This is a genomic window from Ruegeria sp. CDSB013 (genome assembly GCF_059611165.1).
The window spans coordinates 396,723-422,566 of the sequence record NZ_JBXWPA010000001.1 but is presented as its reverse complement, the minus strand read 5'-3'; the positions used below and the strand labels follow the sequence as shown (position 1 = coordinate 422,566).

General features: G+C 57.5%; 25 protein-coding genes and 1 tRNA gene. 9 read left to right on the top strand and 17 right to left on the bottom strand.

The window, feature by feature from the left end; genetic code table 11:
• Position 1: 1 nt before the first annotated feature.
• From AC2FJF_RS02105 to AC2FJF_RS02090, 4 genes are read right to left on the bottom strand one after another with little or no spacing between them, the layout of a single operon-like run.
• On the bottom strand, positions 2-1,036 hold the full coding sequence (locus AC2FJF_RS02105) for an LLM class flavin-dependent oxidoreductase (protein WP_496722518.1): 1,035 nt from the start codon (positions 1,034-1,036) through the stop codon (positions 2-4).
• Positions 1,036-1,956: a flavin reductase family protein gene (locus AC2FJF_RS02100; protein ID WP_496722516.1), complete on the bottom strand. Its 921-nt coding sequence runs from the start codon at positions 1,954-1,956 to the stop codon at positions 1,036-1,038. Before AC2FJF_RS02100 ends, AC2FJF_RS02105 begins: the two co-directional genes overlap by 1 nt.
• Positions 1,953-2,732: an alpha/beta fold hydrolase gene (locus tag AC2FJF_RS02095; protein ID WP_496722514.1), complete on the bottom strand. Its 780-nt coding sequence runs from the start codon at positions 2,730-2,732 to the stop codon at positions 1,953-1,955. Before AC2FJF_RS02095 ends, AC2FJF_RS02100 begins: the two co-directional genes overlap by 4 nt.
• Positions 2,704-3,303: an amino acid synthesis family protein gene (locus AC2FJF_RS02090; RefSeq protein ID WP_109311679.1), complete on the bottom strand. Its 600-nt coding sequence runs from the start codon at positions 3,301-3,303 to the stop codon at positions 2,704-2,706. The genes AC2FJF_RS02095 and AC2FJF_RS02090 overlap by 29 nt, the downstream gene beginning before the upstream one ends.
• Before the next feature lie 107 nt (positions 3,304-3,410).
• Between AC2FJF_RS02090 and AC2FJF_RS02085 the strand changes: the two genes are divergently transcribed.
• From AC2FJF_RS02085 to AC2FJF_RS02065, 5 genes are all read left to right on the top strand, one after another.
• Positions 3,411-4,274: a LysR family transcriptional regulator gene (locus tag AC2FJF_RS02085; protein WP_496722511.1), complete on the top strand. Its 864-nt coding sequence runs from the start codon at positions 3,411-3,413 to the stop codon at positions 4,272-4,274.
• Between the two features lie 77 nt (positions 4,275-4,351).
• Positions 4,352-5,602: a sarcosine oxidase subunit beta family protein gene (locus AC2FJF_RS02080; RefSeq protein ID WP_496722509.1), complete on the top strand. Its 1,251-nt coding sequence runs from the start codon at positions 4,352-4,354 to the stop codon at positions 5,600-5,602.
• A gap of 13 nt (positions 5,603-5,615) precedes the next feature.
• Positions 5,616-5,903 (top strand): sarcosine oxidase subunit delta, encoded by a 288-nt coding sequence (locus AC2FJF_RS02075; RefSeq protein ID WP_496722507.1) that lies wholly within the window; start codon positions 5,616-5,618, stop codon positions 5,901-5,903.
• Positions 5,900-8,845, top strand: a complete 2,946-nt coding sequence (locus tag AC2FJF_RS02070; protein WP_496722505.1) for a sarcosine oxidase subunit alpha family protein — start codon at positions 5,900-5,902, stop codon at positions 8,843-8,845. Before AC2FJF_RS02075 ends, AC2FJF_RS02070 begins: the two co-directional genes overlap by 4 nt.
• The gene (locus AC2FJF_RS02065; protein WP_496722503.1) at positions 8,838-9,398 is read left to right on the top strand and encodes a sarcosine oxidase subunit gamma; all 561 of its coding nucleotides are present in this window, start codon (positions 8,838-8,840) and stop codon (positions 9,396-9,398) included. Before AC2FJF_RS02070 ends, AC2FJF_RS02065 begins: the two co-directional genes overlap by 8 nt.
• 7 nt (positions 9,399-9,405) lie before the next feature.
• Here AC2FJF_RS02065 and AC2FJF_RS02060 read toward each other — a convergent pair whose 3' ends face one another.
• Genes AC2FJF_RS02060 through AC2FJF_RS02050 form a run of 3 tightly spaced genes read right to left on the bottom strand, consistent with a single transcriptional unit; the run spans position 9,406 to position 11,053 of the window.
• Complete coding sequence (locus AC2FJF_RS02060) at positions 9,406-10,410, bottom strand: GlxA family transcriptional regulator (RefSeq protein WP_496722501.1); 1,005 nt, start codon at positions 10,408-10,410, stop codon at positions 9,406-9,408.
• 43 nt (positions 10,411-10,453) lie between these two features.
• Positions 10,454-10,708: a hypothetical protein gene (locus AC2FJF_RS02055; RefSeq protein WP_496722499.1), complete on the bottom strand. Its 255-nt coding sequence runs from the start codon at positions 10,706-10,708 to the stop codon at positions 10,454-10,456.
• Between the two features lie 3 nt (positions 10,709-10,711).
• Positions 10,712-11,053, bottom strand: coding sequence for a hypothetical protein (locus AC2FJF_RS02050; protein WP_496722497.1), 342 nt, complete (start codon positions 11,051-11,053; stop codon positions 10,712-10,714).
• A gap of 64 nt (positions 11,054-11,117) precedes the next feature.
• On the opposite strand from AC2FJF_RS02050, the gene AC2FJF_RS02045 reads away from it, so the two are divergent.
• Complete coding sequence (locus tag AC2FJF_RS02045) at positions 11,118-12,038, top strand: LysR family transcriptional regulator (RefSeq protein WP_496722495.1); 921 nt, start codon at positions 11,118-11,120, stop codon at positions 12,036-12,038.
• Between the two features lie 129 nt (positions 12,039-12,167).
• Here the strand turns inward: AC2FJF_RS02045 and AC2FJF_RS02040 are convergent, their stop codons facing one another.
• Positions 12,168-12,845 carry a GntR family transcriptional regulator gene (locus AC2FJF_RS02040; protein ID WP_496722493.1) on the bottom strand — a complete coding sequence of 226 codons (678 nt, stop codon included), beginning with the start codon at positions 12,843-12,845 and terminating at the stop codon, positions 12,168-12,170.
• 110 nt (positions 12,846-12,955) lie between these two features.
• Between AC2FJF_RS02040 and AC2FJF_RS02035 the strand changes: the two genes are divergently transcribed.
• Complete coding sequence (locus AC2FJF_RS02035) at positions 12,956-13,987, top strand: AbrB family transcriptional regulator (protein ID WP_496722491.1); 1,032 nt, start codon at positions 12,956-12,958, stop codon at positions 13,985-13,987.
• 46 nt (positions 13,988-14,033) lie between these two features.
• Here AC2FJF_RS02035 and AC2FJF_RS02030 read toward each other — a convergent pair.
• From AC2FJF_RS02030 to AC2FJF_RS01995, 8 genes are all read right to left on the bottom strand, one after another.
• A tRNA-Ser gene (locus tag AC2FJF_RS02030) sits at positions 14,034-14,123 on the bottom strand.
• 90 nt (positions 14,124-14,213) lie between these two features.
• Entirely contained in the window at positions 14,214-16,643 is a 2,430-nt protein-coding gene (locus tag AC2FJF_RS02025) for a DUF3772 domain-containing protein (protein WP_496722489.1), read from the bottom strand.
• Positions 16,643-17,677 carry a cysteine synthase A gene (locus tag AC2FJF_RS02020; RefSeq protein WP_496722487.1) on the bottom strand — a complete coding sequence of 345 codons (1,035 nt, stop codon included), beginning with the start codon at positions 17,675-17,677 and terminating at the stop codon, positions 16,643-16,645. The genes AC2FJF_RS02025 and AC2FJF_RS02020 overlap by 1 nt, the downstream gene beginning before the upstream one ends.
• Positions 17,678-17,746: 69 nt before the next feature.
• Positions 17,747-18,862, bottom strand: coding sequence for an NUDIX domain-containing protein (locus tag AC2FJF_RS02015; protein ID WP_496722485.1), 1,116 nt, complete (start codon positions 18,860-18,862; stop codon positions 17,747-17,749).
• A gap of 32 nt (positions 18,863-18,894) precedes the next feature.
• Complete coding sequence (locus AC2FJF_RS02010; RefSeq protein ID WP_496722483.1) at positions 18,895-19,335, bottom strand: TrgA family protein; 441 nt, start codon at positions 19,333-19,335, stop codon at positions 18,895-18,897.
• A 16-nt stretch (positions 19,336-19,351) separates the two neighbouring features.
• A complete protein-coding gene (locus AC2FJF_RS02005) occupies positions 19,352-20,560 on the bottom strand; it encodes a class I SAM-dependent methyltransferase (RefSeq protein WP_496722481.1) in 1,209 nt (402 codons plus the stop codon).
• 69 nt (positions 20,561-20,629) lie between these two features.
• The gene (locus AC2FJF_RS02000) at positions 20,630-22,054 is read right to left on the bottom strand and encodes a cryptochrome/photolyase family protein (RefSeq protein ID WP_496722479.1); all 1,425 of its coding nucleotides are present in this window, start codon (positions 22,052-22,054) and stop codon (positions 20,630-20,632) included.
• Positions 22,055-22,108: 54 nt separating this feature from the next.
• On the bottom strand, positions 22,109-23,335 hold the full coding sequence (locus AC2FJF_RS01995; protein WP_496722477.1) for an aminotransferase class V-fold PLP-dependent enzyme: 1,227 nt from the start codon (positions 23,333-23,335) through the stop codon (positions 22,109-22,111).
• Between the two features lie 274 nt (positions 23,336-23,609).
• Here AC2FJF_RS01995 and AC2FJF_RS01990 point away from each other — a divergent pair, with 274 nt between their 5' ends.
• The gene (locus AC2FJF_RS01990) at positions 23,610-23,987 is read left to right on the top strand and encodes a VOC family protein (RefSeq protein WP_496722475.1); all 378 of its coding nucleotides are present in this window, start codon (positions 23,610-23,612) and stop codon (positions 23,985-23,987) included.
• 53 nt (positions 23,988-24,040) lie between these two features.
• Here the strand turns inward: AC2FJF_RS01990 and pyrH are convergent, their stop codons facing one another.
• Positions 24,041-24,793, bottom strand: coding sequence for a UMP kinase (gene pyrH / locus AC2FJF_RS01985; RefSeq protein WP_058273777.1), 753 nt, complete (start codon positions 24,791-24,793; stop codon positions 24,041-24,043).
• Between the two features lie 82 nt (positions 24,794-24,875).
• Here pyrH and miaA point away from each other — a divergent pair, with 82 nt between their 5' ends.
• A complete protein-coding gene (miaA, locus tag AC2FJF_RS01980) occupies positions 24,876-25,784 on the top strand; it encodes a tRNA (adenosine(37)-N6)-dimethylallyltransferase MiaA (RefSeq protein WP_496722472.1) in 909 nt (302 codons plus the stop codon).
• Positions 25,785-25,844: the final 60 nt, after the last annotated feature.

The following is a 25,844-nucleotide window of genomic DNA, read 5'->3' as shown; positions in this document are numbered from 1 at the left end:
CTCACTGAAATGCCGGCATCACGTCGTCGATGAATCGCGCCAAAGAGGCACGCTTACGTTCGTTGGTCATGCCGCTGTCGACCCAGAACGAAAACTCGTCATAACCCAGATCTTCATAGCGCTTGATCCGGTCGATCACCTGTTGGGCGGTCCCAACTGTCAGATCACGGCCCAAATTTTCTTTGGTATACATCGGGTTCGCGTCCATCTCGGCTTCGGTAATCGGCTTGATCAAGCCCTGTTCAACTGGCCGTTTGTTCATGAACCATGCACCAAAGTAATTGTAGTAACGGCGCAGATTTTGCACGCCCTGCGCAACATCGTCGTCATCTTTTCCGACATAGGTGTGGTGCAACAGCATGATCTTGGGGCGCGGCCCCGCGTAGCTGTCACAGGCATCGTTGAACCGCGCCATCAGGGTCTCGATCTCTTCCATGCCCTGCCACAGTGGGGTGACCTGAATATTGAATCCGTTGTGAACGCCGAATTCATGGCTGTTTGGGTCCCGCGCCGCGATCCAGATTGGCGGGCCGTCCTCCTGATATGGTTTCGGTGCCGAAGTTGCGGCCGGAAACGCATAAAACTCGCCTTCATGGGAACAATCGCCCTTCCAGATCTGAGGCAACAGCGGGGTGGACTCGCGCATGCGCTGCCCAGCTTCCCATGCGTCCATTCCCGGCATCAGGCGTTCATATTCATAGGAATACGCACCGCGCGCGATCCCCAACTCGATACGCCCTTTTGTCATCTGATCCGCTGCGGCGGCCTCACCTGCCAGTTTGATAGGATGCCAGAACGGCGCAATTACCGTCCCGGTCCCCAACCGCACATTGCGCGTGTGGTGTGCCAGATCGACCAGAGACAGGAACGGGTTCGGCGCAATGGTGAATTCCATCCCGTGATGTTCGCCGGTCCAGACCGCCCGCATGCCACCATCGTCAGCCATTTTTACAAGGCTCACGAATTCATCGTAAAGCACATCGTGAGGCTGATCCGGCGTCAGACGTTCCACGTGGGCAAACAGTGAAAACTTCATCAAATGGCTCCTTTACCGAAACTGTGAATTTCGCCGCGCTCAGCGTCACCGAGATACAGCCCGAAAACGCCTTCGCGGGCTTCAAGGGCGTAGCGGGTCATCATGTGGTGCAAACTTTTGCTGGCATAGGTCAGACCGGCCAGATCCCCGATATCTACCCATTTGGCATTGCCCGTCTGGGTGGTCTGACCGCAGGACGCCAGAAAGAACGTATAGTGCAGGTTCGTTTCGGCATCGTTGAACGAAGAATAAACCTGTTCGATCTGCGCCTGAATGCCCCGATCGGAAAGGCCCTGTGCCAGCCTGTTGCGTTGCCCCCCGGGTTCTGCACCGGCGATTTGAACCGGGCGAAATGCGCCTTGGTGGCATTCCAGAAGAACTTTGCCATTCGCCGCGACAATCGCGCCGCAGATTGTTGGAACCTGCGCGTCCATTTCACGCTCAAGTCCAAGACTGAAGTACGATCCGTTAACGTAGCCCAGACCGTTTCCACCGATATGGGTGAAGTCTGTGACACGACCAATCAGAACCGTGTGGTCGCCTGCGGGCAGCGCCTGATGCGTTTCACAACTGAACTGCGCCAGCGCTCCGTCGATCAGCGGCAAGCCATTGGCCCCGTCGCTATGCGCCACCCGACCAAATCGGTCGCCCTTGAAACTAGCGAAGGTGTTCGAGACGCCCTGCTGCCCATCTGCCAGAACATTCACCGCAAAGTGCGCGCATCCGGCAAAGGTATCGTGGGTGGACAGAAACTTGCCGGGACAGACCAACAGCAAGGGCGGATCAAGCGACACAGACGTGAAGGAATTCGCCGTGAACCCGACCGGGTTGCCGGACGTATCCCGGGTCGTCACAACCGTCACGCCGGTCATGAAGTTGCCGAAAGCATCACGCAGGGCGCGGGTATCAACCTCGGTCATGGCAGGCACCTCCGAACGAACTCAAGCAAATTGGCGTTAACGTTAGCCGGGTGCGTCATGGGCATCATGTGGGCGGCGTTCGGAACAATTTCGACACGCCCATTTGTCACCTTCTGCGCCATGCCCTGTGACATGCCCGGTGTGGAATTCGGCTCATCCCCGCCCGTCATAAACAGTGCCGGGCATTTGATTTGCCCCAGTTGTGCGTTAGTCGGTCCATCGCTTTCGGCGAAGACGGTATAGGCCGCTTTGTAGGCGCTCGGATCGACATCTTTTAGCCAACGCGAACAGGCTTCGCATTCTTCGGAAACCTGATCGCCAAACCAACGCTGCAAAGTCACGGTGGGATCGTTCATGGCCTCAGCATCCAGCGCCGCCGCGCGTGTCGTAACAGCCACGCGCGCTTCGGGGGTTCGGCGGTAAATTGCGTTCAACGCGGCAATGCCTCTCACCTGATCATGACCCGATGCCGCAATGTCCAAAGCGATCAAGGCGCCCATGGAATGCCCAATCAGAACGGCAGGCTCGGTCAATCGGGCCGCGATCGGGTTGGCGTATCCATCCAGCCCAATAGCACTTTGGAACGGGGTTTCCCCGTGCCCGGGCATATCCGGACACAGAACACGATACCCGGCGGCAGACAGCGCATCGATCTGTGCGCCCCAGGCTTCGGCCCGCAAGCCAACGCCATGGAGCAGAACCACAAGCGGGCCTTCGCCTTCGTCTATCGCGGCGAGCCCGCCGATGTCAGACCGAGGCCGGGTTGTCCACGTCATGGCCCAGATCCTTCAAGTCCTGATAACGGTCGCCAATACGATGATGCGGACGGCCCGAGGTTGCTCCGCCCAAAACCACAACAATCTCATCCGCACGGGGCGCATCGGGGATGGCGAATTGCAGCGTCAGGTAATGCGACCGGCGGCCTGCATCGTTCTTGTCCATCAATGGCACCATGATCGGTGTGTTCGCAGGCCCCCGGGTGTTGGTGAATGAAAGATAGGACTTGGCGCCAACTGCCTGCCGGAAGATATTTCCGAAATGCAGCGTGTGGATCAGGCCCGAAGCATGCTCGACCTCTCCGTCCAACCCCACAACCGCGGCCTTGCCATAAGCCTCAATCGCCTCGCCGCTTCCGGCCAGCGCGATCATCCTGTCGGTCAATTCTTGGCCCAGAATTGGGCCATAGGCCAAAATTTCAGGCCGCAGATCTTCGACGAAACGTCCGGCCCAAGGGTTCGTGACAACCGCTGCCACGGCGAACATGCGCCACGGCCGTTCGGCTTTGCGATATCCTTCGATCAGCACTTCTTCGTCGAAGGTCACTATTTTACGAATTTCCGGCTGCACGTTATCCCCCAATCTTGAGTACGAGAAATATCTTTGATTGGCCGGCACTTTGACAAACGAAAGAAGTTGGGTCTTAGGTATCAACAAAGCTACTAGGTCGGTTGCACATGCCCAAAACACTGCCCCCCCTTACATGGTTCAGGTCGTTCGAGGCCGCGGCCCGAAGGTTGAGCTCAACAGCTGCGGCGGATGAAATCGGATTGACCCAATCCGCCGTAAGCCAGCAAATCAGGTCGCTGGAATCCCGGCTTGGCGTCGTCCTGTTTCATCGGCACCCGCGCGGTCTTTCCTTGACGGATGAAGGGCGAAAGCTGCTGCCGCAAGTCGAAGCCGCACTGCAATTGCTGCAATCCGCCGCCTCTCCGTATTTGGCAGAGGAACGGGCCAGACACGTCACTGTTGCGGCGTCGATCAGCATCATCGAATGGTTGATTTCCCCTGCCCTGCCCCAGTTTCGCGACCAAAACCCAGACACGTCCATTCGCTTTGTCAGCACGATCTGGCCCGATGAATACTCGGCCCTGCGCGCCGATGTCGAAATCCGGTTCGGGTCGGAAAAACAGGTTGGACGGGATGCAATGCCCTTACGACCAAATGACCTGATTGCGGTAAAAGCACCTGGCTTGGTTGGCGCTTTTCAGGACTTGCCGTTGATCGAGGCCGTGGGAACGTCAGACAACTGGTCAACCTGGGCGGAAGTCACCGGTCATAAAATCCATACCCCGGCCTATTATGTCGATTCTTACGGCCTCGCCTTGCAATTGGCGGCTTCCGGGAACGGCGTGGCCTTGGTGAATGCACTTATCGCTGATCACGCTCTGCAGACCGGACAGGTCGCGCGTGCTTTCGATGAGACTGCTCCAGCGGCCGAAGGGTACTTTCTGGCCGTGCAGCGCGCATCACCCGAGGTTGACGCCTTTGTATCATGGTTTTCACAATTGGTTCCCGGCTCGGCACAGCAAAGGGTCTGATTCAGACACACCAATGTCGCATCTGAGGATATCGCTGAGCAGGAAAATAGTTAATTCTGGCAAAAAAGGTCCGATTCATGCGATATTCAGGCTTTCGAGTCATCAAAGAGGCGCTTACCGGCCACAAAGGGTGGAAACCGGTCTGGCGTGACCCCGAACCCAAAGCTCATTACGACATTATCGTCATAGGCGGTGGTGGTCATGGGCTGGCAACTGCTCATTACCTGTCCAAGGTCTACGGTCATCGAAATGTCGCGGTTGTCGAAAAGGGCTGGATCGGCGGAGGCAATGTCGGGCGGAATACAACGATCGTCCGCTCGAACTACATGCTGGACGGGAATGAGCCGTTCTACGAATTCTCGATGAAACTGTGGGAAGGGCTTGAGCAGGACCTGAACTACAACGCCATGATGAGCCAGCGCGGAATACTCAACCTGTTCCACACGGATGGTCAGCGCGACGCTTATACGCGGCGCGGCAATGCGATGATCCTGCACGGTGCAGATGCCGAATTGCTGGATGCCGATCAGGTACGCAAAGAACATCCCTATCTGAATTTCGACGACGCGCGTTTCCCGATCAAAGGCGGTCTGGCTCAGCGGCGGGGCGGCACCGCGCGCCATGATGCGGTGGCCTGGGGCTTTGCCCGATCCGCGGACAGCCACGGTGTCGACATCATCCAGAATTGCGAAGTCACCGGGCTGCGCATCGAGAACGGCAAATGCCTCGGTGTTGAGACCTCAAAGGGCTTTATCGGGGCTAACAAAGTCGGCTGCGCTGTTGCCGGAAACTCGGGTCGGGTGATGGGCATGGCGGGCATGCGCCTGCCGATCGAAAGCCACGTGCTGCAGGCCTTTGTGTCCGAAGGTCTGAAGCCCGTTCTGCCCAGCGTCATCACCTATGGGGCCGGACATTTCTATGTCAGCCAGTCCGACAAAGGCGGGTTGGTCTTTGGCGGCGACATCGACGGTTACAACACCTATGCGCAACGCGGGAACCTGCCGGTGGTCGAAGATGTCTGCGAAGGCGGCGTCTCATTGATGCCGATGATCGGGCGTGCCCGCCTGCTGCGCATGTGGGGTGGTGTTATGGACATGTCGATGGATGGCTCACCCATAATCGACCGCACGCCGGTCGAGGGTCTCTATTTCAACGGCGGATGGTGTTACGGCGGGTTCAAGGCGACCCCGGCGTCCGGTTACTGTTTTGCGCATCTGTTGGCGAAGGACGAACCGCACTCTACCGCCACAGCCTATCGTCTCGACCGGTTCCGCACGGGCCGGATGATCGACGAAAAAGGCGTGGGCAATCAGCCCAACCTGCATTGAGGGGAGCACGAGAATGATTATCAACCATCCCCTTCTGGGCCCGCGCGACGCATCTGAATTCACCTATCTGGGTGACGCATCACTGATCAACCGTCCTGATTGGCGGGCCGATAACGCGGCGGACGCGTTCTATGAATACGGCTACTTGCGCGACAATCCCGCAGGCGAGCATCAAGAACTCTGGTATCACGAGGCTGGCGACCGATCCTGGCTGGTCGTGACCCGTGACACCACCACGCATGAGATTTCGAAGGTAGAACTGGCGCGCGACGTGGCCCGTGCCCGGGGGCGATCCAAATGACCCAGAACAACAGGCTGAGCGGCGGCCAGATCGACCTCAATACCACTGTGAATTTCCGGTTCGACAACCGCAACTATACCGCCCATCCCGGCGATACGCTGGCTTCGGCTTTGCTGGCCAATGACGTGCGGTTGATCGGACGCTCGTTCAAGTATCACCGCCCGCGCGGCCTACTGACTGCCGGATCCGAGGAACCCAATGGCATTGTCGAGCTGCGCTCCGGCAACCGGCAGGAACCCAATACCCGCGCCACCACGATCGAGATGTTTGACGGGCTTGAGGCGCAATCGCAGAACCGTTGGCCAAGCCTGAAATTCGACGCTTTGGGCGTGAACGATCTGTTTTCGAACTTCCTGTCCGCCGGGTTCTATTACAAGACATTCATGTGGCCAGCCGCTTTTTGGGAAAAGGTCTATGAGCCGATCATTCGCCGCGCCGCGGGCCTTGGATCGCTCTCCATGGAGGCCGACCCCGACGAATACGACAAGGGGTTCCGCCATTGCGATCTGCTGATCATCGGTGCGGGCCCATCGGGCTTGATGGCAGCCCTGACCGCGGGGCGCGCTGGAGCGGACGTTATTCTGGCAGACGAAGACTTTCGGTTCGGCGGACGTCTGAACAGCGAGACAATTTCGGTTGGCGATCAAAGCGCTAGCGATTGGGCAGCGCAGGCCGTCGCGGAACTGTCATCCTTGCCCAACGTCCGGCTGATGGCCAGAACCACTGTCATCGGCGCGTTCGACCACGGCATCTACGGCGCTGTAGAACGCACCGGGGATCACGTGGCCACCCTACCCGCCGGTAAGCCGCGCCAAATCCTATGGCGCATTTATACCAAGAAGGCATTGCTGTGTGCGGGGGCGACTGAACGGCCCATCGCGTTCGAAAACAACGACCGCCCCGGCATCATGATGGCCAGCGCCTTGCGAACTTATGCCAACCGGTTTGCGGTTACGGCCTCTCAACGCGTGGCGATCTTTACCAACAACGACGACGGTCACCGCGCCGCCGCCGACTTGCATGCCAAGGGCGTTCACATTTGCGCCGTTATCGATGTCCGTGAAGATGCTCCGGTCAACTACGATTACGAAGTCTTGAGTGGCGCTCAGGTTGTGAATACCAAGGGGCGTCTTGGTTTGACCTTTGTAGAAGTTGCCCTGCCCGACGGTTCGACCCGCACGCTTGAATGCGGCGCGCTGGGCGTTTCGGGCGGGTGGAACCCGAATGTGCACCTGACCTGCCATCAGCGCGGGCGTCCGGTCTGGAACGACGATCTGGCCGCCTTTGTGCCCGGCTCGAACCTGCCTGTCGGGCTATCGGTGGCGGGTGCGGCGAACGGGGTGATGTCCACCCACGGCGCATTGAAATCCGGTGCCGAAGCTGCTGCGGCAGCATTAGAGTTGAGCGATGCTCAGCCCGACCTGCCGGAGGCCGAGGATACTCCGATCGCGCAGAAACCGTTCTGGTATGTCGAAGGCTGCAAACGCGCATGGCTGGACCAGCAAAATGACGTGACCGTCAAAGACGTCAAACTCAGCTATCAGGAAGGGTTCCGGTCAGTTGAACACCTGAAACGCTATACCACGCTGGGCATGGCGACTGATCAGGGCAAGACCTCGAACACCAGCGCATTGGCGATCATGGCCGAGGTGGCCGGAAAGACGATCCCCGAAACAGGAACAACCATTTTCCGCCCGCCCTACACGCCTGTTCCGATCAGCACTTTCGCCGGTCGGATGAAGGGACAAGAATTCCACCCCACGCGCCTGACGCCCTCGCATTATTGGGCCAAGGAACGGGGCGCTGTGTTTGTCGAGGTCGGCAACTGGCTGCGCGCGCAGTGGTTCCCCCTTCCGGGCGAAACACATTGGCGCGAGTCCGTGGATCGCGAGGTCCGTCAGACCCGCGCCTCCGTCGGGGTGTGCGACTGTACGACACTGGGCAAGATCGACGTCCAGGGTGCGGACGCGGCTGATTTCCTGAACCGCGTCTACGCGAACGGTTTCGCCAAGCTTCCCGTGGGAAAAACCCGCTATGGCCTGATGCTTCGCGAAGACGGCATGGTGATGGATGATGGCACAGCCGCGCGTCTGGCCGAGGATCATTTTGTCGTCACAACGACCACGGCCAACGCGGTAAATGTCTATCGTCACATGGAATTTGTGCGCCAATGCCTGTTCCCGGATATGGATGTGCAGCTGATCTCGACCACCGAATCCTGGGCGCAATATGCTGTCGCTGGTCCCAATTCGCGCAAGCTGCTGCAAAAGATTGTCGACCCTGAATTCGACATCTCGAACGACGCGTTCCCGTTCATGGGCTGTGGCAACATTACGGTCTGCGGCGGGTTGCGGGCGCGGCTGTTCCGGATCTCATTTTCGGGAGAGTTGGCCTTCGAAATCGCGGTGCCTTCGCGCTATGGCGACGCCCTTATGCGACGTTTGATGGCCGACGGCGAAGAATTTGACGTAGTCCCCTACGGCACCGAAGCGCTGGGCGTCATGCGGATCGAAAAGGGCCACGCGGCCGGCAACGAGTTGAATGGCACCACAACGGCATTGAATCTTGGATTGGGTAAGATGGTGTCGAAAAAGAAAGACAGCATCGGATCGACCCTGTCCGAACGAGAGGCCTTGGTAGAACCGGATGTCCTGCGGCTGGTCGGGATCAAACCGGTATCGCCCGAAGAAAAAGTCACCGCTGGTGGCCATTTGATGAACACGACCGGCCCGGTGGATGCCGCGCACGATCAGGGCTATGTCACTTCGGCTGCGTATTCGCCCATTCTGAACAGCAATATCGGGCTGGGTCTTTTGAGGGACGGTGCCAACCGAATGGGCGAGAAAATGCGCCTTGTGTCCCCATTGACCGATCTGACCGTCGAAGTCGAAATTGTATCGGCCCATTTCGTTGACCCCGAAGGAGAGCGTCTGCGTGCATGATCTAGTTGCAATAACCGCATTGGGCGGGTCCGAACCGCAGGTCGACACTGTTGGCGGGGTTACGTGCCTGGAAGTTCCGGGCGTCGCGTTGGCATCTGTCGCCGCACGAATGGGACAAGAAACCAAGGCCAGCAAAGCCCTGGCCAAGCTGATCGGTGCCCCTGCTCCCAATGTCGGCCAACATGCTGGTGACACTGTCACCGCCTTTTGGGCCGGTCCGGATCAGTGGATGATCGAGGCGCCTTTTGACACGCACGAAGAGCTTACTGATCAGGTGAAGTCCGCTTTGGGCGATACCGCGTCGGTGACAGAACAGACCGACGGTTGGACACGGTTCGACCTGAATGGGGATCAAATACCGGCAGTGCTGGAGCTGTTGTGCATGCTTGATCTTCGTAAAATGGACGCGGGCAGCGTCGCTCGTTGCTCAATTCACCACGTTGGCTGCTTTGTTCTCTGTCACTCAGATAAGGCGTTCAGCATTTATGGCCCCCGTTCATCCGCCGGGTCGTTGCATCATGCCATTGTCACTGCAATGCGGTCGGCGTTGTAAAGCAACGTCAGACTGACGGCAGCGGCGCGTTACCTTCGACACGGAAGCGGTTGATTCTGCGACGGTCTTCGCTGGGGCTTAGCCCAAAGGCCGACCGATAATGCGTCACAAGCGGCGCCACTGAACCATAGCCAATCGCAGCGGCGATGTCTGCGATTGGATCTTTGGTATAGACCACCATCTGCCGTGCCGCCTTCATGCGCATGGCGCGATAGTAATGGCTGGGGCTTTGGCCCGTCGCCTGCTTAAATGCGCGTTCCACCTGGCGCGGCGTAACCCCGATCTGCTGTGCGGCCTCTGCGATGGAAATCGGATCGCTCATATGACCGGCGAACAGGTCGACGCAGCGCGACACCAACGGTGGAAGGCTGTCCCCGGTTTCCGGCGCGGTCGTGGTCGGAACCTGTTGCCGCACACCGGCCCCCCGCATCATCGGATGTTGGAACCAACAGGCAACCTCGTGTGCAACATCGCCACCCAGCCGATCCTCGATCAGATGCAGGGCCAGATCGAACCCGGCAGCGGCACCGGCTGCAGTGTAGCGTGTCGCCGTTTTCACGATCACCTCGCTACGCGAGTCGACTTCGGGAAACTCAGCCAGAAATGCGGCCTCATAGCACCAATGGACGGAAACAGGTTGCCCCCCCATTACCCCGGACCGGACCAATGGGAAAACCCCACCGCTAATCCCGCCCAATACAGTGCCATGCCGTCCAAGACTGCGCAGAGCACCGTTGCCAACGGTTGTGTTGTCAAAGCCGGACGTTGGGCTGCTGAGAAGGAACAAGATGTCGATATCCTTGCAGTCGGCCAGAGATTGCTCGGCCTCGAACCGGACACCTGCGCTGGATCGTATTTTCTGTTGGCGCTCGGACAGCAGCGACCAGCAGAACGCCTCTTGCCCGGCGATTTCATTGGCCGCCCGCAACGGCTCGATTACCGAGGTCAGGCAAGCCATGGGAAAGCCGTCAAACAGCAAAAAGCCGATTTTGATTCTGTCTTCATTGCGCATAAGGCTGTTCTAGCAAGATTCCCGCAACTGCCCTATGCGAAGTTCATGCCCACCGGATCAACCCAATGATCGCTGAGGCCGCATAGAACCCTTGCAATAGCAGGAACGTCCAGCGGCGATCAATCACGGCCCAGGCCGCGAACAGGCCCGAGGACACTAACAAAAGGGTGAAACCCAACAACTCGGCCCCCGTATTCGACGCGATCAACAAGGCATAGGCCATGGCCAGAACCGATCCGCTGATTTCGAATACGGTCGTCAGACCGCGCTGGTCACGGGTTTTGGTTTGATCTGTCATGGCTCAGACTTTTCTCGGTAAGAGATTGATAAGCGACGTGGGTGTCTGTTCGGGGTGATCTCCAATCGGGAAATGACCGCAGTTTTCCAGCAGCTTGTGAACGACGGGAACCTGATCGGTGACCGAACCTTTAAGCGCCGGAATCCAAGGTCGTTCAAACTGACCAAGACACGCCAGATCGAACAAGTGTACCCTGTTGCCCGCCGCTGCCCGTACAGGCGGCACGCCGCGATGGATGTAAGATAATGTGCTGTGGATCAAATCCACCGGATCGCCTTCCCCATGGGTTCCGGGGACCATCCGCGGGGTTTTGATCACTGTGTGGTCCGGGACGAGATGCGGCATGCGAATGCTCCTGAGCTTTGGATTTCCTGACCAGTAGTTCAACACTGGTATGTGACGCAAATGAATGATATTCATACTTCAATCCAAATTTGTCATGGATATGCAATTGACCGACCGATTGGAAATTGACGCCCTGCGTGCCCTTCTGGCCATCGCATCCCACGGCGGCGTGACGCGTGCGGCCGAGCATTTGGCGCTGTCGCAATCGGCAGTCAGCCACAAAATCAGACGGTTAGAGCAAGCACTGGACTGCGATCTGCTGGCGCGCCGACCCGGTGGCCCTCTGTTCACGGATACTGGTCTGCGCCTGTGCGACTATGCCCGCCGAATATGTGCCCTGCACGATGAGGCGCTGGCCAGTTTGGGCAAGAAACCTTTGGCCGGCGCACTCCGGCTGGGTATGACCGAGGACACGGCCACCAGCGACATCGCTCGCATATTGGGTCGTTTCACACGGCTTTATCCGGACGTTCAGGTCCGAACACGCACCAGTCAAAGTCTGAACGTGCAAGAGTGGTTGAAGGCCGGAGAGTTGGATGTCGCCGTCATGCAAATCTTTCGGCACGATGCGCGGCCAGATGACCTGATCCTGTTCGAGAACACTCTGCACTGGGTAAAATCACCGGATTTCCAACTGGATACGACAGCACCTGTTCCCTTTCTGTCCTTCGACAGCCAGTGCTTCTATCGAAAATGGGGCTTCGGAGATGGGCAGCTGCAAGGGCACCGCTTCAACAACGTATTAGAGTGCCCAAGCGCCACTGGCATTCAGTCGGCCGTGCGGTCCGGTTTGGGCGTCGCCCTGTTGAATGGAATGCATGTCACACCGGACATAGAGGTGATCAAAGGCGTGTTCCCCGATCCCCCGGCCATCATTTTTGTCGCGCGGATGCATGTTAAGCGCCGAAACCCTGCCGCGATGGCGCTGGTTCAAGAGATCAGCCGCGAGGTTGAAGGCGCCAACCCTTTGAAAGTGGTCAGCTGAGTGTTTGTACCGGAAGAGCCTAAACAACGACCTCTACGATGGCCGGGTTTTCCGTCGACTTCTGCGGATGGGAAGAGTGGTTTGCCGAAGGAACCTAAGACCAAGAGGTAGGTCAATCAGCTCCTCAGGTCAGGCCTGATCAATTGCGCGGTCCCGTTTCTGCAACGCGCGGATACGCATCCGCTGTGCCGCATGAACATGGGCGCGCATCGCCAGCTCGGCTGCGTCGCCGTCACGAGCCTTTAAGGCTTCCATCACACGGCGATGCTCACCTGCGGCATCGTCCGCGCGCTGACCGTCCAGCATTTGGGACGGGCCCAATATCAACAACGCCTTTTGCAGCGATAGCATCGACTTTGTGAGAAATCGGTTTTTGGCGGCATCCAATAGCGTGGCGTGGAAAATACGGTGCAACTGGGCGGCCACCGGACCGGTGCCAGCCTCGGCAAGGCGATTGTTCAGGACATTCAGTTCGTCCAGTTCCACATCCGAAGCCGAGCGTGCCGCCAAACGTGCCGCCGTGCCCTCAAGTACGGCGCGCATTTCGTACAGCTCCATGACTTCCGAATAGCTCAGGCTGCGAACCGTTGCGCCCAGCCTAGGGACATGCGTAACCAACCCATCCGCTTCGAGTTGCCGTATCGCTTCGCGCACAGGTGTTCGGCTGACACCCAGTCTTTCGGACAGCTCGATCTCTCTCAGCCGTTCACCAGGCAACAAAACACCCTCGCGAATTTCATCTAGCAAGCGCTGATAAGCGGAATTCCCCTGCGGGCCGGTCTGATTAGGATCTTCTTGAGTTTTCATCATTCTCAATCTTGCATATTGAGTCTCTTTGTATACATTTGGATACATGCCTTAGTCAACGAAATCGGACACTATCCTTGACCGCCTCAAGCCTTCATTTGTCGCCGCTGATGCAACGGTCAGTCACGCTGATATTGGCTATGTTGGGAACTGCAGTTTTTTGGGCGTTAAACCTGCCGCTGCCCTTTCTGTTCGGGCCGATGTCAGCGTGTTTGATTGCCGCTTTGGCACACGCACCCATGCGGGATTTCGGGCAAGTCTCGGTCGCGTCCAGAACTATACTTGGCGTCGCGGTCGGGGCGTCGATCACACCCAGCCTGTTCGCGGAACTACCAAAGATGGCGGCGTCCCTTTTGCTGATACCAGTATTTATCCTGCTGATTGCAATGGTTGGCGTGCCGTTCTTTCGTAAATTCTGGGGCTTTGACGACAAAACTGCGTTTTTTGCAGCCATGCCGGGCGGGTTTCAGGACATGGTTATCTTTGGAGCCGAGGCCGGTGCCAATCCGCGAACCCTATCGCTGATCCACGGGACGCGCGTATTGATTATCGTCACCCTTGCCCCTTTGTTCCTGACTTTGTTTTACGGTGCCGAACTGACCAACCCGTTGGGCGAACCTGCCTCGGCCCTACCCTTGCATGAACTGATACTCATGGCGGTCGCAGCTTTTGTCGGCTGGAAAGGTGGAGAGAAGATCGGGCTTTTCGGTGCCTCGATTCTTGGACCATTAATCCTGACAGCGGCCTTATCGCTTGGGGATTTCATCCATACCCGCCCCCCGCGCGAGGCGATCCTGTTCGCCCAATTCTTCATCGGCTGTGGGATCGGCGTCAAGTTCGTCGGCGTCACGTGGTCGGAACTCACACGCGTCGTGGCGGCTGGGTTCACCTATGTGATCTTGCTGGCCGTTCTGGCCGCTGCTTTCACGGCAGTGGTCACCACGCTGGGGCTGGGCCATCCGGTCGAAGCCTTTCTAGCTTTTGCACCGGGCGGTCAGGCAGAGATGACAGTGCTGGCCATCGTATCAGGGGCGGATCTGGGCTATGTGGTCACACACCACCTGGCGCGCATTGTCGTCGTGATCATCGGCGCGCCAGTCGCGGCCAACCTACTTCTGCGCTGGTCGAAATCCAGGGGTTGACGGATTCACGTCCAAACGCGGCTGGATGAATGTTGATAGGGGATTGTGGCGGAGAGACAGGGATTCGAACCCTGGAGACGGTCTCCCGCCTACACACTTTCCAGGCGTGCGCCTTCGACCACTCGGCCACCTCTCCGTGCCGGCGTTATTTGAACTATCGCCGAGGGATTTGCAAGGCCCCATTGAGGTGAAATTTCACCTGAAATCGAAAGCCTTGCAAAGGCGTTTAAATCTCGTCGCCGTCACCATCAGCCAAATCGCCCTCGGTCATCTCGACGGGATTTGTGGATGGCTTTGCGGACGGTATTTCGTCGGTGTTCTCGCTGGGTTGGGCTTCGCTGCCCTGCAACACCTCGGGGTTACGCAACCAGAGATCGCGCTGTGCAAACGGGATTTCGATCCCCTCTTCGACAAAGCGCTGGTTGATCTCGTGGTTCATGTCGGATTTGACTGACAGCACCCAGTTCACATCGCGCAGGATGGCCCGGATTTCAAAGTCCAGCGAATCTGCGCCAAACCCCTGGAACACCACACTGGGCGCTGGATTCGCCAGAACCATCGGGTGTGAATTCGCGATTTCGCCCAGAATCTTCTCCACCATTCGGGTATCAGTCCCATAGGCGACGCCGACCGGCACAATCACCCGCCCGATCGTATTGCCGCGTGTATAGTTCGTGACAACGCCGCTGATCAGGTCCGAGTTCGGAACGATCACATCCGTGCGGTCAAACGTCTCGATCCGCGTGGACCGGACGGAAATATCACGGACGTACCCCATCATCCCATTCACGTCGATCCAATCCCCTTTCGAGATTGGGCGTTCGACCAAAAGGATAATGCCCGACACAAAATTCGACACGATGGTCTGCAGACCAAAGCCGATCCCGACTGACAACGCACCGGCAACAATAGCCAGCGATGACAGGTTGAAACCGGCAATCGTTATCGCAACCAGCGCGGCCAGGAAAATACCGACATACCCGGTGCCCGAAACAATCGCGTTTTGCCCGCCTGGATCAATGCTGGTCTTTGGCAACAGAGAATTGCGCAGCCCGCTTTGCAGCATCCGCGTCAGGCCATAGCCGATGGCAAATATGACAAGGAACGTAAAGAAGTTGCTGGGCGAGATGGTTACCCCGCCAATGTCAAACCCCTGCAGCAGGCGCGACCAGACTTCCTGCAGGTCGGTTTGACGCGCACCCCAATACAGCGCGAGCACGGGCATAGCCAGAATGGCCATTGCAAAGCCGATGAGAACCGAAAACAGCGAGTCCTTGGCCTTATCGCCCTGCCCGCCGAGCCAGCCGTAAACAGACGTCAGGAAGCGTTGGACGATGACCAGCGCTGCAATAAGAACCAATGAACGCACGGCCGGGAAAACGATTGCCTCAGCCGCATTCGTATACCCCAGCATCGCTAAAATCGGGCTGGCGATCCCCAGGAAGAACAAAGCGCGTCGAATGAACTCAACCAGTTGGCTGAACCCGGCAGCACGGGCCGTTTCGGACGGCTCACCTGCATCGACCGGGACATCAACGCTGCGGACGCGACGGACGCGAAGAAGAATCAAAGCTGTTGCGACGATGACCGGAAAGGCGACGACGGCGCGCGTCGCATCCGAGATATTTTCGATCTGATCGAACAGGTTCACCAGTTCATGCAGGATCAGGAGCCCGGCAAGAAAGTCGAGGTAGACGCGTAACTCAGTGACTTTCTGGCGGGACAGTTTTTTGAACCCCTGCGCCGCTTGCAGCACGTAAACCTGTCGGCCAATCCAGTCATAATACAGGATGATCGCCGCCCAATAGGGCACGTTTTCCATCAACAGCGTCCCGCGCAGCCCCAGAACGCCTGTCATCACAACAGCCTGAACCAGAAGCCAGACGCCGAACCAGGGGAGGATAATGCGCAGCAACGAGGTCAGGAACGTCCATACGCCACTTCCCTGCCCTCCCAGGGCTCGCAAACGCGCACCAGCGGCTTCCGACCAGCGCTTGCCGTAAAACAGCAGAACACCAGCAACGAACACCAAAGCCAGAATACCCAGGCCACGGGAACGCAAACGTTCATGAACGACGTCAGTTCTCAGGTTCCGCCGGGCTTCGTTGAACAACGCTTGCGCAGCTTCGTTCACATCAACCCAAGCAGGCCGCCAATGGGTGGGGTTCAGGGGCGACGGTCCGCGCTCTAAAAGTTCTTTCGCCTGACGGTCCCGCAATAGTTTGTCTATCTCGGAAATAAGGCCATTGGCCCGGCTGAATGCCTCTTCCGAGATGATCTGCGGGACGCGCAAACTGTTCAGCTGCTCGTCTAGGTGCTTTCGTAGTGTGGCAATGTCTTCCGGTTCGGTCGCGTCGCCTTCGGGCGCTGCACCAAGAGCCTTGATCTGATTTTCAAGCGTCTGGATACGTTCGGTGTTTGCACCGCGTGCCCGGTTGAAATCGTCCCGGTATTCGTTGATCTCGGCGCGCAGGTTTTCGAGCGACGCGTTCGACGCGCGATCGGCCTCGATCACCGTCTCGGCACGGTCCGCCGTTTTGACCCAGCCCTGATAATATTCGCTTTGACGATCTGTAAGCTGCGCGGCAGCGGGGCCGCACAGCATCGCAATACATACTGCGACAAGGGTCAGAAACAGGCGAACCTGCCGCAGCATCACACGTCCTCAAAAACGCCGGGGATGCTGCGCGGAGCTTCGGTCATCCAGTCCGGGACAGGCAATTCCTTTTCACGCAGGAAGTCCGGGTTGAACAGCTTGGACTGATAGCGGGTGCCATAATCACACAGGATGGTGACGATGGTGTGGCCCGGTCCCAGATCTTTGGACAGGCGCACCGCACCAGCCATGTTAATGGCGGTTGATCCGCCCATGACCAGGCCTTCATCGCGCAGCAGATCAAAGATGTAAGGCAGCGCCTCGTTATCCGTCATCTGATAGGCAAAATCTGGCTTGAAGCCTTCAAGGTTCTTGGTGATGCGCACCTGACCGATGCCTTCGGCGATCGAGCCGCCCTCCATCGCGATTTCGCCGGTGGTGTAGAACGAATACAGCCCCGCCCCCATCGGATCGACCAGACCGATCTTGACACCTTTGGGCTGAAGCGCGTCCGCTACGCCCGCCAATGTACCGCCCGAGCCCACGGCACAGACGAACCCGTCAACTTTGCCATCGGTCTGTTCCCAGATTTCGGGACCGGTCGTTTCCACATGTGCCTGACGGTTCGCCACATTGTCGAACTGGTTGGCCCAGATCGCACCGTTGGGCTCGGTCTGCGCCAGTTCTTCGGCCAGACGGCGCGAGTAATGCACAAAATTGTTGGGGTTGCGATACGGTGCGGCCGGAACCTGAACCAACTGAGCACCTGCCAGTCGCAGCATGTCCTTTTTCTCTTCGGACTGCGTTTCAGGGATGACGATAACGGTCTTGAATCCCATCGACGCGCCAACAAGCGCCAGACCGATCCCGGTGTTACCTGCCGTGCCTTCGACAATGGTGCCGCCCGGTTTCAGGTCACCGCGCGCGACGGCATCGCGGATGATGTAGAGCGCCGCACGATCCTTGACCGACTGGCCGGGGTTCATGAATTCGGCCTTGCCGAGAATCTCGCACCCGGTCTCTTCGCTGATGCGACGCAGGCGGATCAGCGGGGTTTTTCCGACTGCGTCGGCAAGGTCTCGTGCAATGCGCATGGCGCCCTCATTTCATTTCGGATCAACGCAGATTTACCTGTGGTGCGCGATGACCACAAGCGGCGAAAATCATCCGCGCAGGCGCTCACGGTGACGTGCAAGCCAATGGGCCACAGCCAAAAGCGGCAAATCCTTGTACCCATGGCTGTCGACCCTGTCCATGAAATCGCTGAAAGGCAGAATCTGGGTTCGGATATCCTCGCCTTCCGTGGCCAACCCGCCATCTTCGATGGTCTTGGTCAGATCAGCCAACCCTACATAAAGGTATAGATATTCGGTCGATGACCCGCTGGAGGAATACGCGCCGCCCGCATATTCCAACCTGTTCAACGCAATCTGGGCTTCTTCTTCGGCCTCGCGCAGGGCCGCCTGTTCCGGCGTTTCGCCTGAGTCGATCATTCCAGCAACTGGCTCCCACATCCAGGGTTCAGGATCCTCAGCCAGAAAGATCGGTGCCCTGAATTGTTCGACCAACAGCACCGTGTCCCGCACGGGATCATATGGCAGGACGATCACGGCGCTGCCCTGCATCAGGCTGCTTCGGTTCAGCACTTTGCCCATCGAGCCATCGTACTGGCGATGCTGCAACGCGACTTCTTCCATCCCGAAATAATTGACATATGCCGGTTTACGGTCGTGCACGATGACGTCATTGGCCGTGTCTCGTGCATCGCCTGTCGTACGTTGACGCGCAGCCAGCTTCGCCCATGCACGCGTCCGGATCGACGGAAAGCTGCGCGCAATCTGTCCCGCATCGACTTTGCCGTAATACGCCATAACCTCTTGCGCGGCGAGCATTGTCATCGCGCCCCACTCTTCCAACCAACCCTGCAGGGACCAAAGGCAGCCGCGGTTCCAAAGCCCCGGCTCCGGATAGAAAACAAGGGCTTGCGCATTTGATCCGTCGGCCAAATCAACTGTCTGCGCGCGCAGGTCGTAATCAAAGCCACCTTCGTAGAAGACCAAACGGTTCTGATCTTCCTCATTCAATCCCCGGAGCAATAACCCTTTGGCCAGACTGCCTTCCTCAGGAACAATCATGGGAAAGGCCTGATCCTGCACGCTATGGACTGCATGATCTTTCAGAGTGGCTTGGGCAAATTCAAGTTTGGACGCTGGACGTCCCAAAACAAGCTCCAGCAATGGCAAGTGCCGCAGCGTGCCATAAAAGAACAGATCTGACACTGTTGGGTTCTTTCGTACTTTAAGTTGTTAGCTCACCGCCACCGGCGGGCTGCTTCCTCGGTGACCAGCCCAGTGACCAAAGCCCCAATGACCAAAGTCCACAAGATTTCGGGCACCACAAGTTGCTGACCATATTCAACGCCGATTTTAAAGATAGAGATCAGCGCCTCAAACGGGCCGTCATACCGATGGCGCATTGCCAGGCGGAGCATTTCGTTGACACCCTGAACAAAAAGGCCCCAGAACACCAGCGCCGCCATTCCGGTCAAGCCGTTGTTGATTGCGGCAGTCCAGCCCCGGCCGGCACGCTTGCCCATGATCCACCATCCGCAGATCACGCCCAAAGCCATGTTTACGTAGGTAAACATACCGTAGTTTTTACCTTCATCACCGTTTTCGATGACCATACTCGAAACCAAGAACGCCACGATCAAAAGGCATAAACCGGCAACAAGCTTTGAGGCAGTGGGCATTTCTGAAGTCCGTTCCTTAACTCGGTTTCGCTATAGTGATCTGTGTCACATCGCAATTGCCGGTGTCAAAGGCTGCTCCGCAGGCGGTCAAATAATAATTCCACATGCGTCGAAAACGCTCATCAAAGCCCATTTCCGAGATTTCGTCCCACTTGTCGTTGAACGTGTCATACCAGCGGCGCAGGGTCAGATCATAGCTTTTGCCAAATTCTTTCGAATTGACGACCTTCAAACCCGCCTGAGCAACTTGTTCCTTCAATACGGACGGCGCCGGAAGCATACCGCCCGGGAAAATATATTTCTGAATGAAATCAATACCGTTACGATATACATCCCATCTATGATCCGCGACGGTGATAATTTGCAACGTCGCTTGCGCCCCGGGTTTTAACCGCTCACGCACAGTGTCGAAATACACAGGCCAGTACTTTTGACCTACTGCTTCGAACATCTCGATCGATGCGATTCCGTCATACTGGCCACGTTCATCCCGGTAATCCTGCAACTTGAATTCCACCAAATCTGAAAGGCCAGCATTTTCAATACGCTGCCTCGCAAACCTCAACTGCTCTTGACTGATCGTCAGACCTGTGACCCGCAGGCCACGCTCTTTCGCAGCATATTCAGCAAAGCCACCCCAGCCGCAGCCAATCTCAAGAATATGATCTCCGGGTTTTGCGCCCATTTCATCAACCAGACTGGCATATTTTGCGGTCTGCGCCTTTTCCAGACTTTCCTGCCCTGTTTCGAACAGAGCGCTGGAATAGGTCATCGTGTCGTCAAGCCACAAACCATAGAAATCATTGCCCAGATCATAATGGTACGAGATGTTCTTTTTGGCCTGTGTCCGGTTATTGCGGTGCAACCAGAATCGTAGCCGCTCATACATCTGCACGAGGACTTTGCCGGTGAAATCATCATAGACCGTTTCATTGCCCACATGCACCAGGTCCATAAAGGATCGCAGGTCCGGCGTACTCCAGTCACCTTCCAGATATGCGTCAGAAAAACCAAGTTCACCTTCGCGGACCAGGCGGGCGAAAACGTCTGGATTGTGGATATCCACACGGGCAACCGGCCCGGGTTTGGTGCCCTCGGTTCGGAAGACACGACCATCCGGTAGTCCGATGTCCAATCGGCCGGACTGCATCCGGCTAACCATTTTGAATACTTGCGCAAAGTATCTGGGCAGGTCTATCTGCCCCTCGGTGGTCATCAAAGTCATCCGCTCTCCCCTGTGCGGCCGCGCAAACAGGCTAGGCCGAGTTTGTGTTTGTGGCAAGTTTTCAATTCGTTACTGGTTTTTTCGGCCCTCATAGGCCGCCAATGCACGCGCCCGACCGGCTGCCAAAGTGACAACGGGTTGCGGGTATGGGTCCTGTGGACTGAGGTTCCATGACTTCGGAACCGCATCAAAATACGCCAGTGCTGTTGCTGGTGGATTGCTCTGCCCCTCGGCAATCCATTGCCGAACGAAGTCAGATTGCGGATCGAACTTTTCCTGCTGTGTTTGCGGATTGAAGATGCGAAAGAATGGCGAGGCATCGGGCCCCGACCCTGCAACCCATTGCCAGCCCATCGCGTTTGCCGCCGGGTCCCAGTCGACCAGACAATCCGCGAACCAATCCATGCCAATTCTCCAATGGGTCATCAGATGCTTGGTCAGGTAACTCGCTACGATCATCCGGGCCCGATTGTGCATTCGCCCGGTCACATACATCTGCCGTAACCCGGCATCGACTGCTGGGATGCCAGTTTTCGCCTGCTTCCAAGCGAGAACTTCGGGCTGGTCCGCATCAGTATTCCAGGGAAATCTATCCCACTCCGGCTTCCAATTACCGCTGAGCAAGGATGGGGTGTGATACATTAGGTGATAAGCAAATTCGCGCCAGACCAATTGGCGCAAATAGGGTTCACCCCCCTGAACGCCCGTCATCCCGGCCCGCTGAATTGCGTGCCAGACACTGCGTGGGCCAATTTCACCTAACGAAAGATACTCGGACAGGTTAGATGTCCCGTCCAAGTCCATACGATCCCGGTGATCTGAGTAGTCGGCGATGCGGTCCAGAAAATGATGCAAAGACTCAAAAGCCGCGGTTTCGCCCGGTCGGACATGGGGTGTGACCACGGATGCTCCGCGGCGCATCTGCGTGCCCAGATGCCAATCTTGGAGATTTTCGGAAACAGGCCACGTCGCAGGCGATCTGAGATGGGCCACAGCATCGCTGGGCATCGGAACGTCGCGGCTGCGCACTGAACGCCACATCGGCGTGAACACGCGGAACGGCTGCCCTGTTTTCGTCGCCACGGTCCAAGGCTCGAACAAAAGATGGCCGGCGAAGGACTTAACGGTGACATTTTGGTCGGTCAGCGCTGTCTTGATTTTCGTATCTCTGGCAATGGCGTCAGGGTCATATGCGCGGGTCCAGTAAACGCTGCTTGCACCGGTTTCGACGACAAGCTGCCGCAGAACGGTCAGCGCATCCCCTTGACGCAAGATCAGGCGGCTGCCAGACAGCTCTAGCGTCCTTGCAAAAGCCTTAAGGCCCAATTCAAGCCGCCATTTCGGTGCTGCGCCCAAAGCCTGGACCGAGTGGTCCAAAATAAAAACTGGTATGATTGTTCGCCCGCTCTCAACCGCGGCGCTCAGTGCAGGATGGTCCGACAGGCGCAAATCCCGTCGGAACCACATGATAATCGGTGACCGCTGCTGTTCCATGTCCGCCCTGCTCTTTTCTTCTTTCTTCGGTTACGAAGCAGAGGCGGAATTGGATCACAAAACGTCGTCTAGTGCATTCAAAAGCTGATCAATTTCCTGTTGAGACGTATAGTGCGTGAAACTGACCCGCAGCACGCCTTGATCCAGATCGACCCCCATCGCGGTTAACGGACGCACGGCATAGAAATCTCCGCCACCAGCCATGACGCCATATCCAGCCAGATCAGCGGCAACGGCTTCTGCATTGCGGTTCAGCGCCAGGGCCACAGTCGGCGCGCGGCGGTTGGCATCGGATGTTCCGATCAGGCGAACGGCGTTGCGGTCTTTGACTGCGTCCAAAACCGGTTGCAACAATGCAACCTCGTGCGAGCGCATCAGATCATGGGCGAATGAACCACGCTCGGCCGCTTCGCCGGTTGGCCCGCTATGATGGTCGCACAGCAGATCAATGTAATCCGCCATCCCCGCGCTGGCCGCGATCTGGGCATGGTCCGGCCCCGCCGGAGCAAACCGTTGGTACAGCACGTCGCCGTTGAAGTAGTGCCCCTGGTTCGGCAACATTTCACCTAGCGTACGCCGGATGACCATACACCCCTGATGCGGTCCGTATGTTTTGTAGGCCGAAAACAGATAGATATCCGGCCCCAGATCACCCACATTCGGAAACCCGTGTGGCGCGTAGGACACCCCGTCCACGCACACAAATGCCCCCGCGGCATGAGCAATCGCGGTGATCTCAGTCACCGGGTTGATCTCTCCGATCACGTTCGAGCAATGGGGAAAGCACACCACACGAACATTTTCGTCCAGCAGGTTTTCCAGGTCCATCGGGTTCAGCGAGCCAGTTTCGGGATCAATCTGCCATTCGCGGATTTCGATCCCCTCGTCCGCTAGCCGCCGCCACGGACCTGAATTTGCCTCGTGATCCTGATTGGTGACAACAATGGCCTCGCCCGGTTGCATCCATTGGCGAAAAGCCTGCGCCAGGACATAGGTGTTCTGCGTGGTCGAAGGGCCAAAGCTCAGCTCATCCGTCTCGACCCCCAGAATGGCCGCCATGCGTGCGCGGGCCTCATCCATTTCCTCACCCGCCAGACGGCTGGCTTCATAGGGTGCATAGGGTTGAACTTTACGCTGGGTGTAGTACCGCGTCAGGCGATCGAGCACTTGCTTGCAAGTGTATGATCCCCCAGCGTTTTCGAAGAATGCCTGCCCTTGCAGGCTGGGCTCGGAAAACGCGGGGAACTGCCCACGTACAAAATCGATATCAAGGGATGTCATCCCGCCTCTCTCCTTGGTTTTTGTCCACGTCCTGATTGTCGGTCCTTTCATGATCCCGGACCGCTCCGAAAACATGGCAGGTCTTCCAGCCAAGCCGCGATCCAGTCACAAGTTTATGGTTCGGCGGCAGCCCCAGGGACAGATATCCTCCTGCTCCTGTGACGGGCTCAGATAACCTGACGATCGCAACTCGGTCAAGCATCGCCGCTGGTGTCAGAATCTGTCATCAGGATTTGGCACAGTGTCCACATTCCAACGATTGTGAGGGACGAACATGACTTACAAACCCAAGGACTTTCTTGTGTGGGGCGAATTGCCCGTACAGGACATGGAGAAGGCCATCGCCTTTTATACGCAAGTGACCGGCGCAACACTCGAGCTTGACCCGAATGCCCCAAACCCCATGGCTGTTTTCAAACCCGCCGATCCCGCCACCGGTGTCGCGCTGCACCTTTATCCCGGCAAACCTGCGCAACAAGGTCACGGCCCAACATTACATCTGGCTGCAGATGGCGCTTTGGAGGACGTAATGAAGCGCGTAGAAACAGCTGGTGGAAAAGTCATTTCCGACCCGATCCAAATACCGGCTGGTCGGTTCTTCTATGCAACGGATCCCGATGGCAACTCCGTGGGCTTCTTTGAAGGCACTTAAGCAAAAAGGCCGGGCAACCTGGCCCGGCCTGATCCTGAACGTTGAGGCCAGCGTTAACCCTGAACTTTGGTGTAGGTCCCCTCACCGGCCAAAATACCCCGGAACCCGCCCGGTTCGTCCAGCCCGAAGACAATCAACGGCAGATTGTTGTCGCGCGCCAGTGCAATGGCCGACGCGTCCATAACCCGCAGGCGTTTGGCCAGAACATCATCATAGCTGACGGTGTCGTACCGCACGGCATCCGCGTGTTCCTTGGGGTCCTTATCATAAACACCATCGACGCCGTTCTTACCCATGAAGATCGCCTGACATGCCATTTCGTTGGCGCGCAGGGTCGCGGCGGTGTCGGTGGTGAAATACGGGTTTCCGGTTCCGGCAGCAAAGATGCAGACCCGCTTTTTCTCAAGGTGGCGCACGGCGCGACGGCGAATATAGGGCTCGCACACCTCGTCCATGCGGATGGCTGAGATTACCCGGGTGAAAACGCCGATTTCTTCCAATGCGGACTGCATCCCCAGCGCGTTCATGACCGTTGCCAGCATGCCCATGTAATCAGCCGTAGTCCGTTCCATCCCCTGTGCCGATCCGCTGAGACCGCGGAAGATATTGCCGCCGCCAATCACCATGCAGATCTCGACACCCAAATCGTGTACCGATTTGATCTCTTGCGCGATGCGCTGAACTGTGGGCGGATGCAGGCCAAACCCCTGATCGCCCATAAGCGCTTCGCCCGAGATTTTCAGCATTACGCGATCATACCTTGCCTTTGTGGTTTCGGCGGTGTCGGTGGTCGGGGAAATGGTCATGTTGCGCTCCGGGCTGGCACGGGTTTATTTTCAGGCGCAAAATGAAGCAAAACCGGCGCAGGTTCAATGCGATTGGTAAGGAATGAGGCAGTCCGAGATGACCGAACCCGCAGGATCGCAGATATTGGACCGCCTGCCCCCAATTCCCGGCGACAAACCAGTGTTGATTGCAGGCCCCACCGCCTCTGGAAAGTCCGCCCTTGCCCTGTTGATCGCCGAGCAGTTCGGTGGTGTCATCGTGAATGCCGATGCCAGCCAGGTCTACGATTGCTGGCGCGTGATTTCCGCCCGGCCGTCTGCTGAAGAAGAAGCCCGCGCACCGCATCTTTTGTATGGCCATATCTCATATGATCAGGACTATTCCACCGGCCATTGGCTGCGCGAGGTGAAACCGCTGCTGACCGACGGGGCACGCCCCATCATTGTTGGGGGCACCGGCCTGTATTTTTCTGCGCTGACCGAAGGTATGGCCGATATTCCACCTACACCGTCCGAAATCCGGGCCGAGGCGGACAGCCTGACCTTGCAGACTCTGATCGCGGGTGTGGATGCGCAGACTCTGGCCCGGATCGACACACAAAACCGCGCCCGTGTTCAGCGGGCTTGGGAAGTGCAGAAAGCCACTGGTCGAAACCTCAGTGACTGGCAAGACGCAACACCGCCCCCAGTTTTGGACCTGAAGAACACAGTGCCCATCGTTTTTGACGTAGATAAACAATGGCTTTTGGATCGCATCACGCGCCGCTTTGACCTGATGTTGGACACTGGTGCATTGACCGAGGTTGAAAGGATGCGGGACCGCTATAATCCGTCGCTTCCGGCATTCAAAGCCATCGGAGTACCCGAGTTGATGGCCTATATCGACGGCACCATGACGTTGGATGAAGCCCGCGAACGGGCCACGATTTCGACCCGCCAATTCGCCAAACGACAGCGCACCTGGTTTCGCGCCCGCATGAAAAGTTGGAATCGGGTCGACTTATCAAAGTGATACCTGATGCGGTTGAAGTCGCATTGATCGCGAACACACGTTCAAGGAATTCGCGGCGAA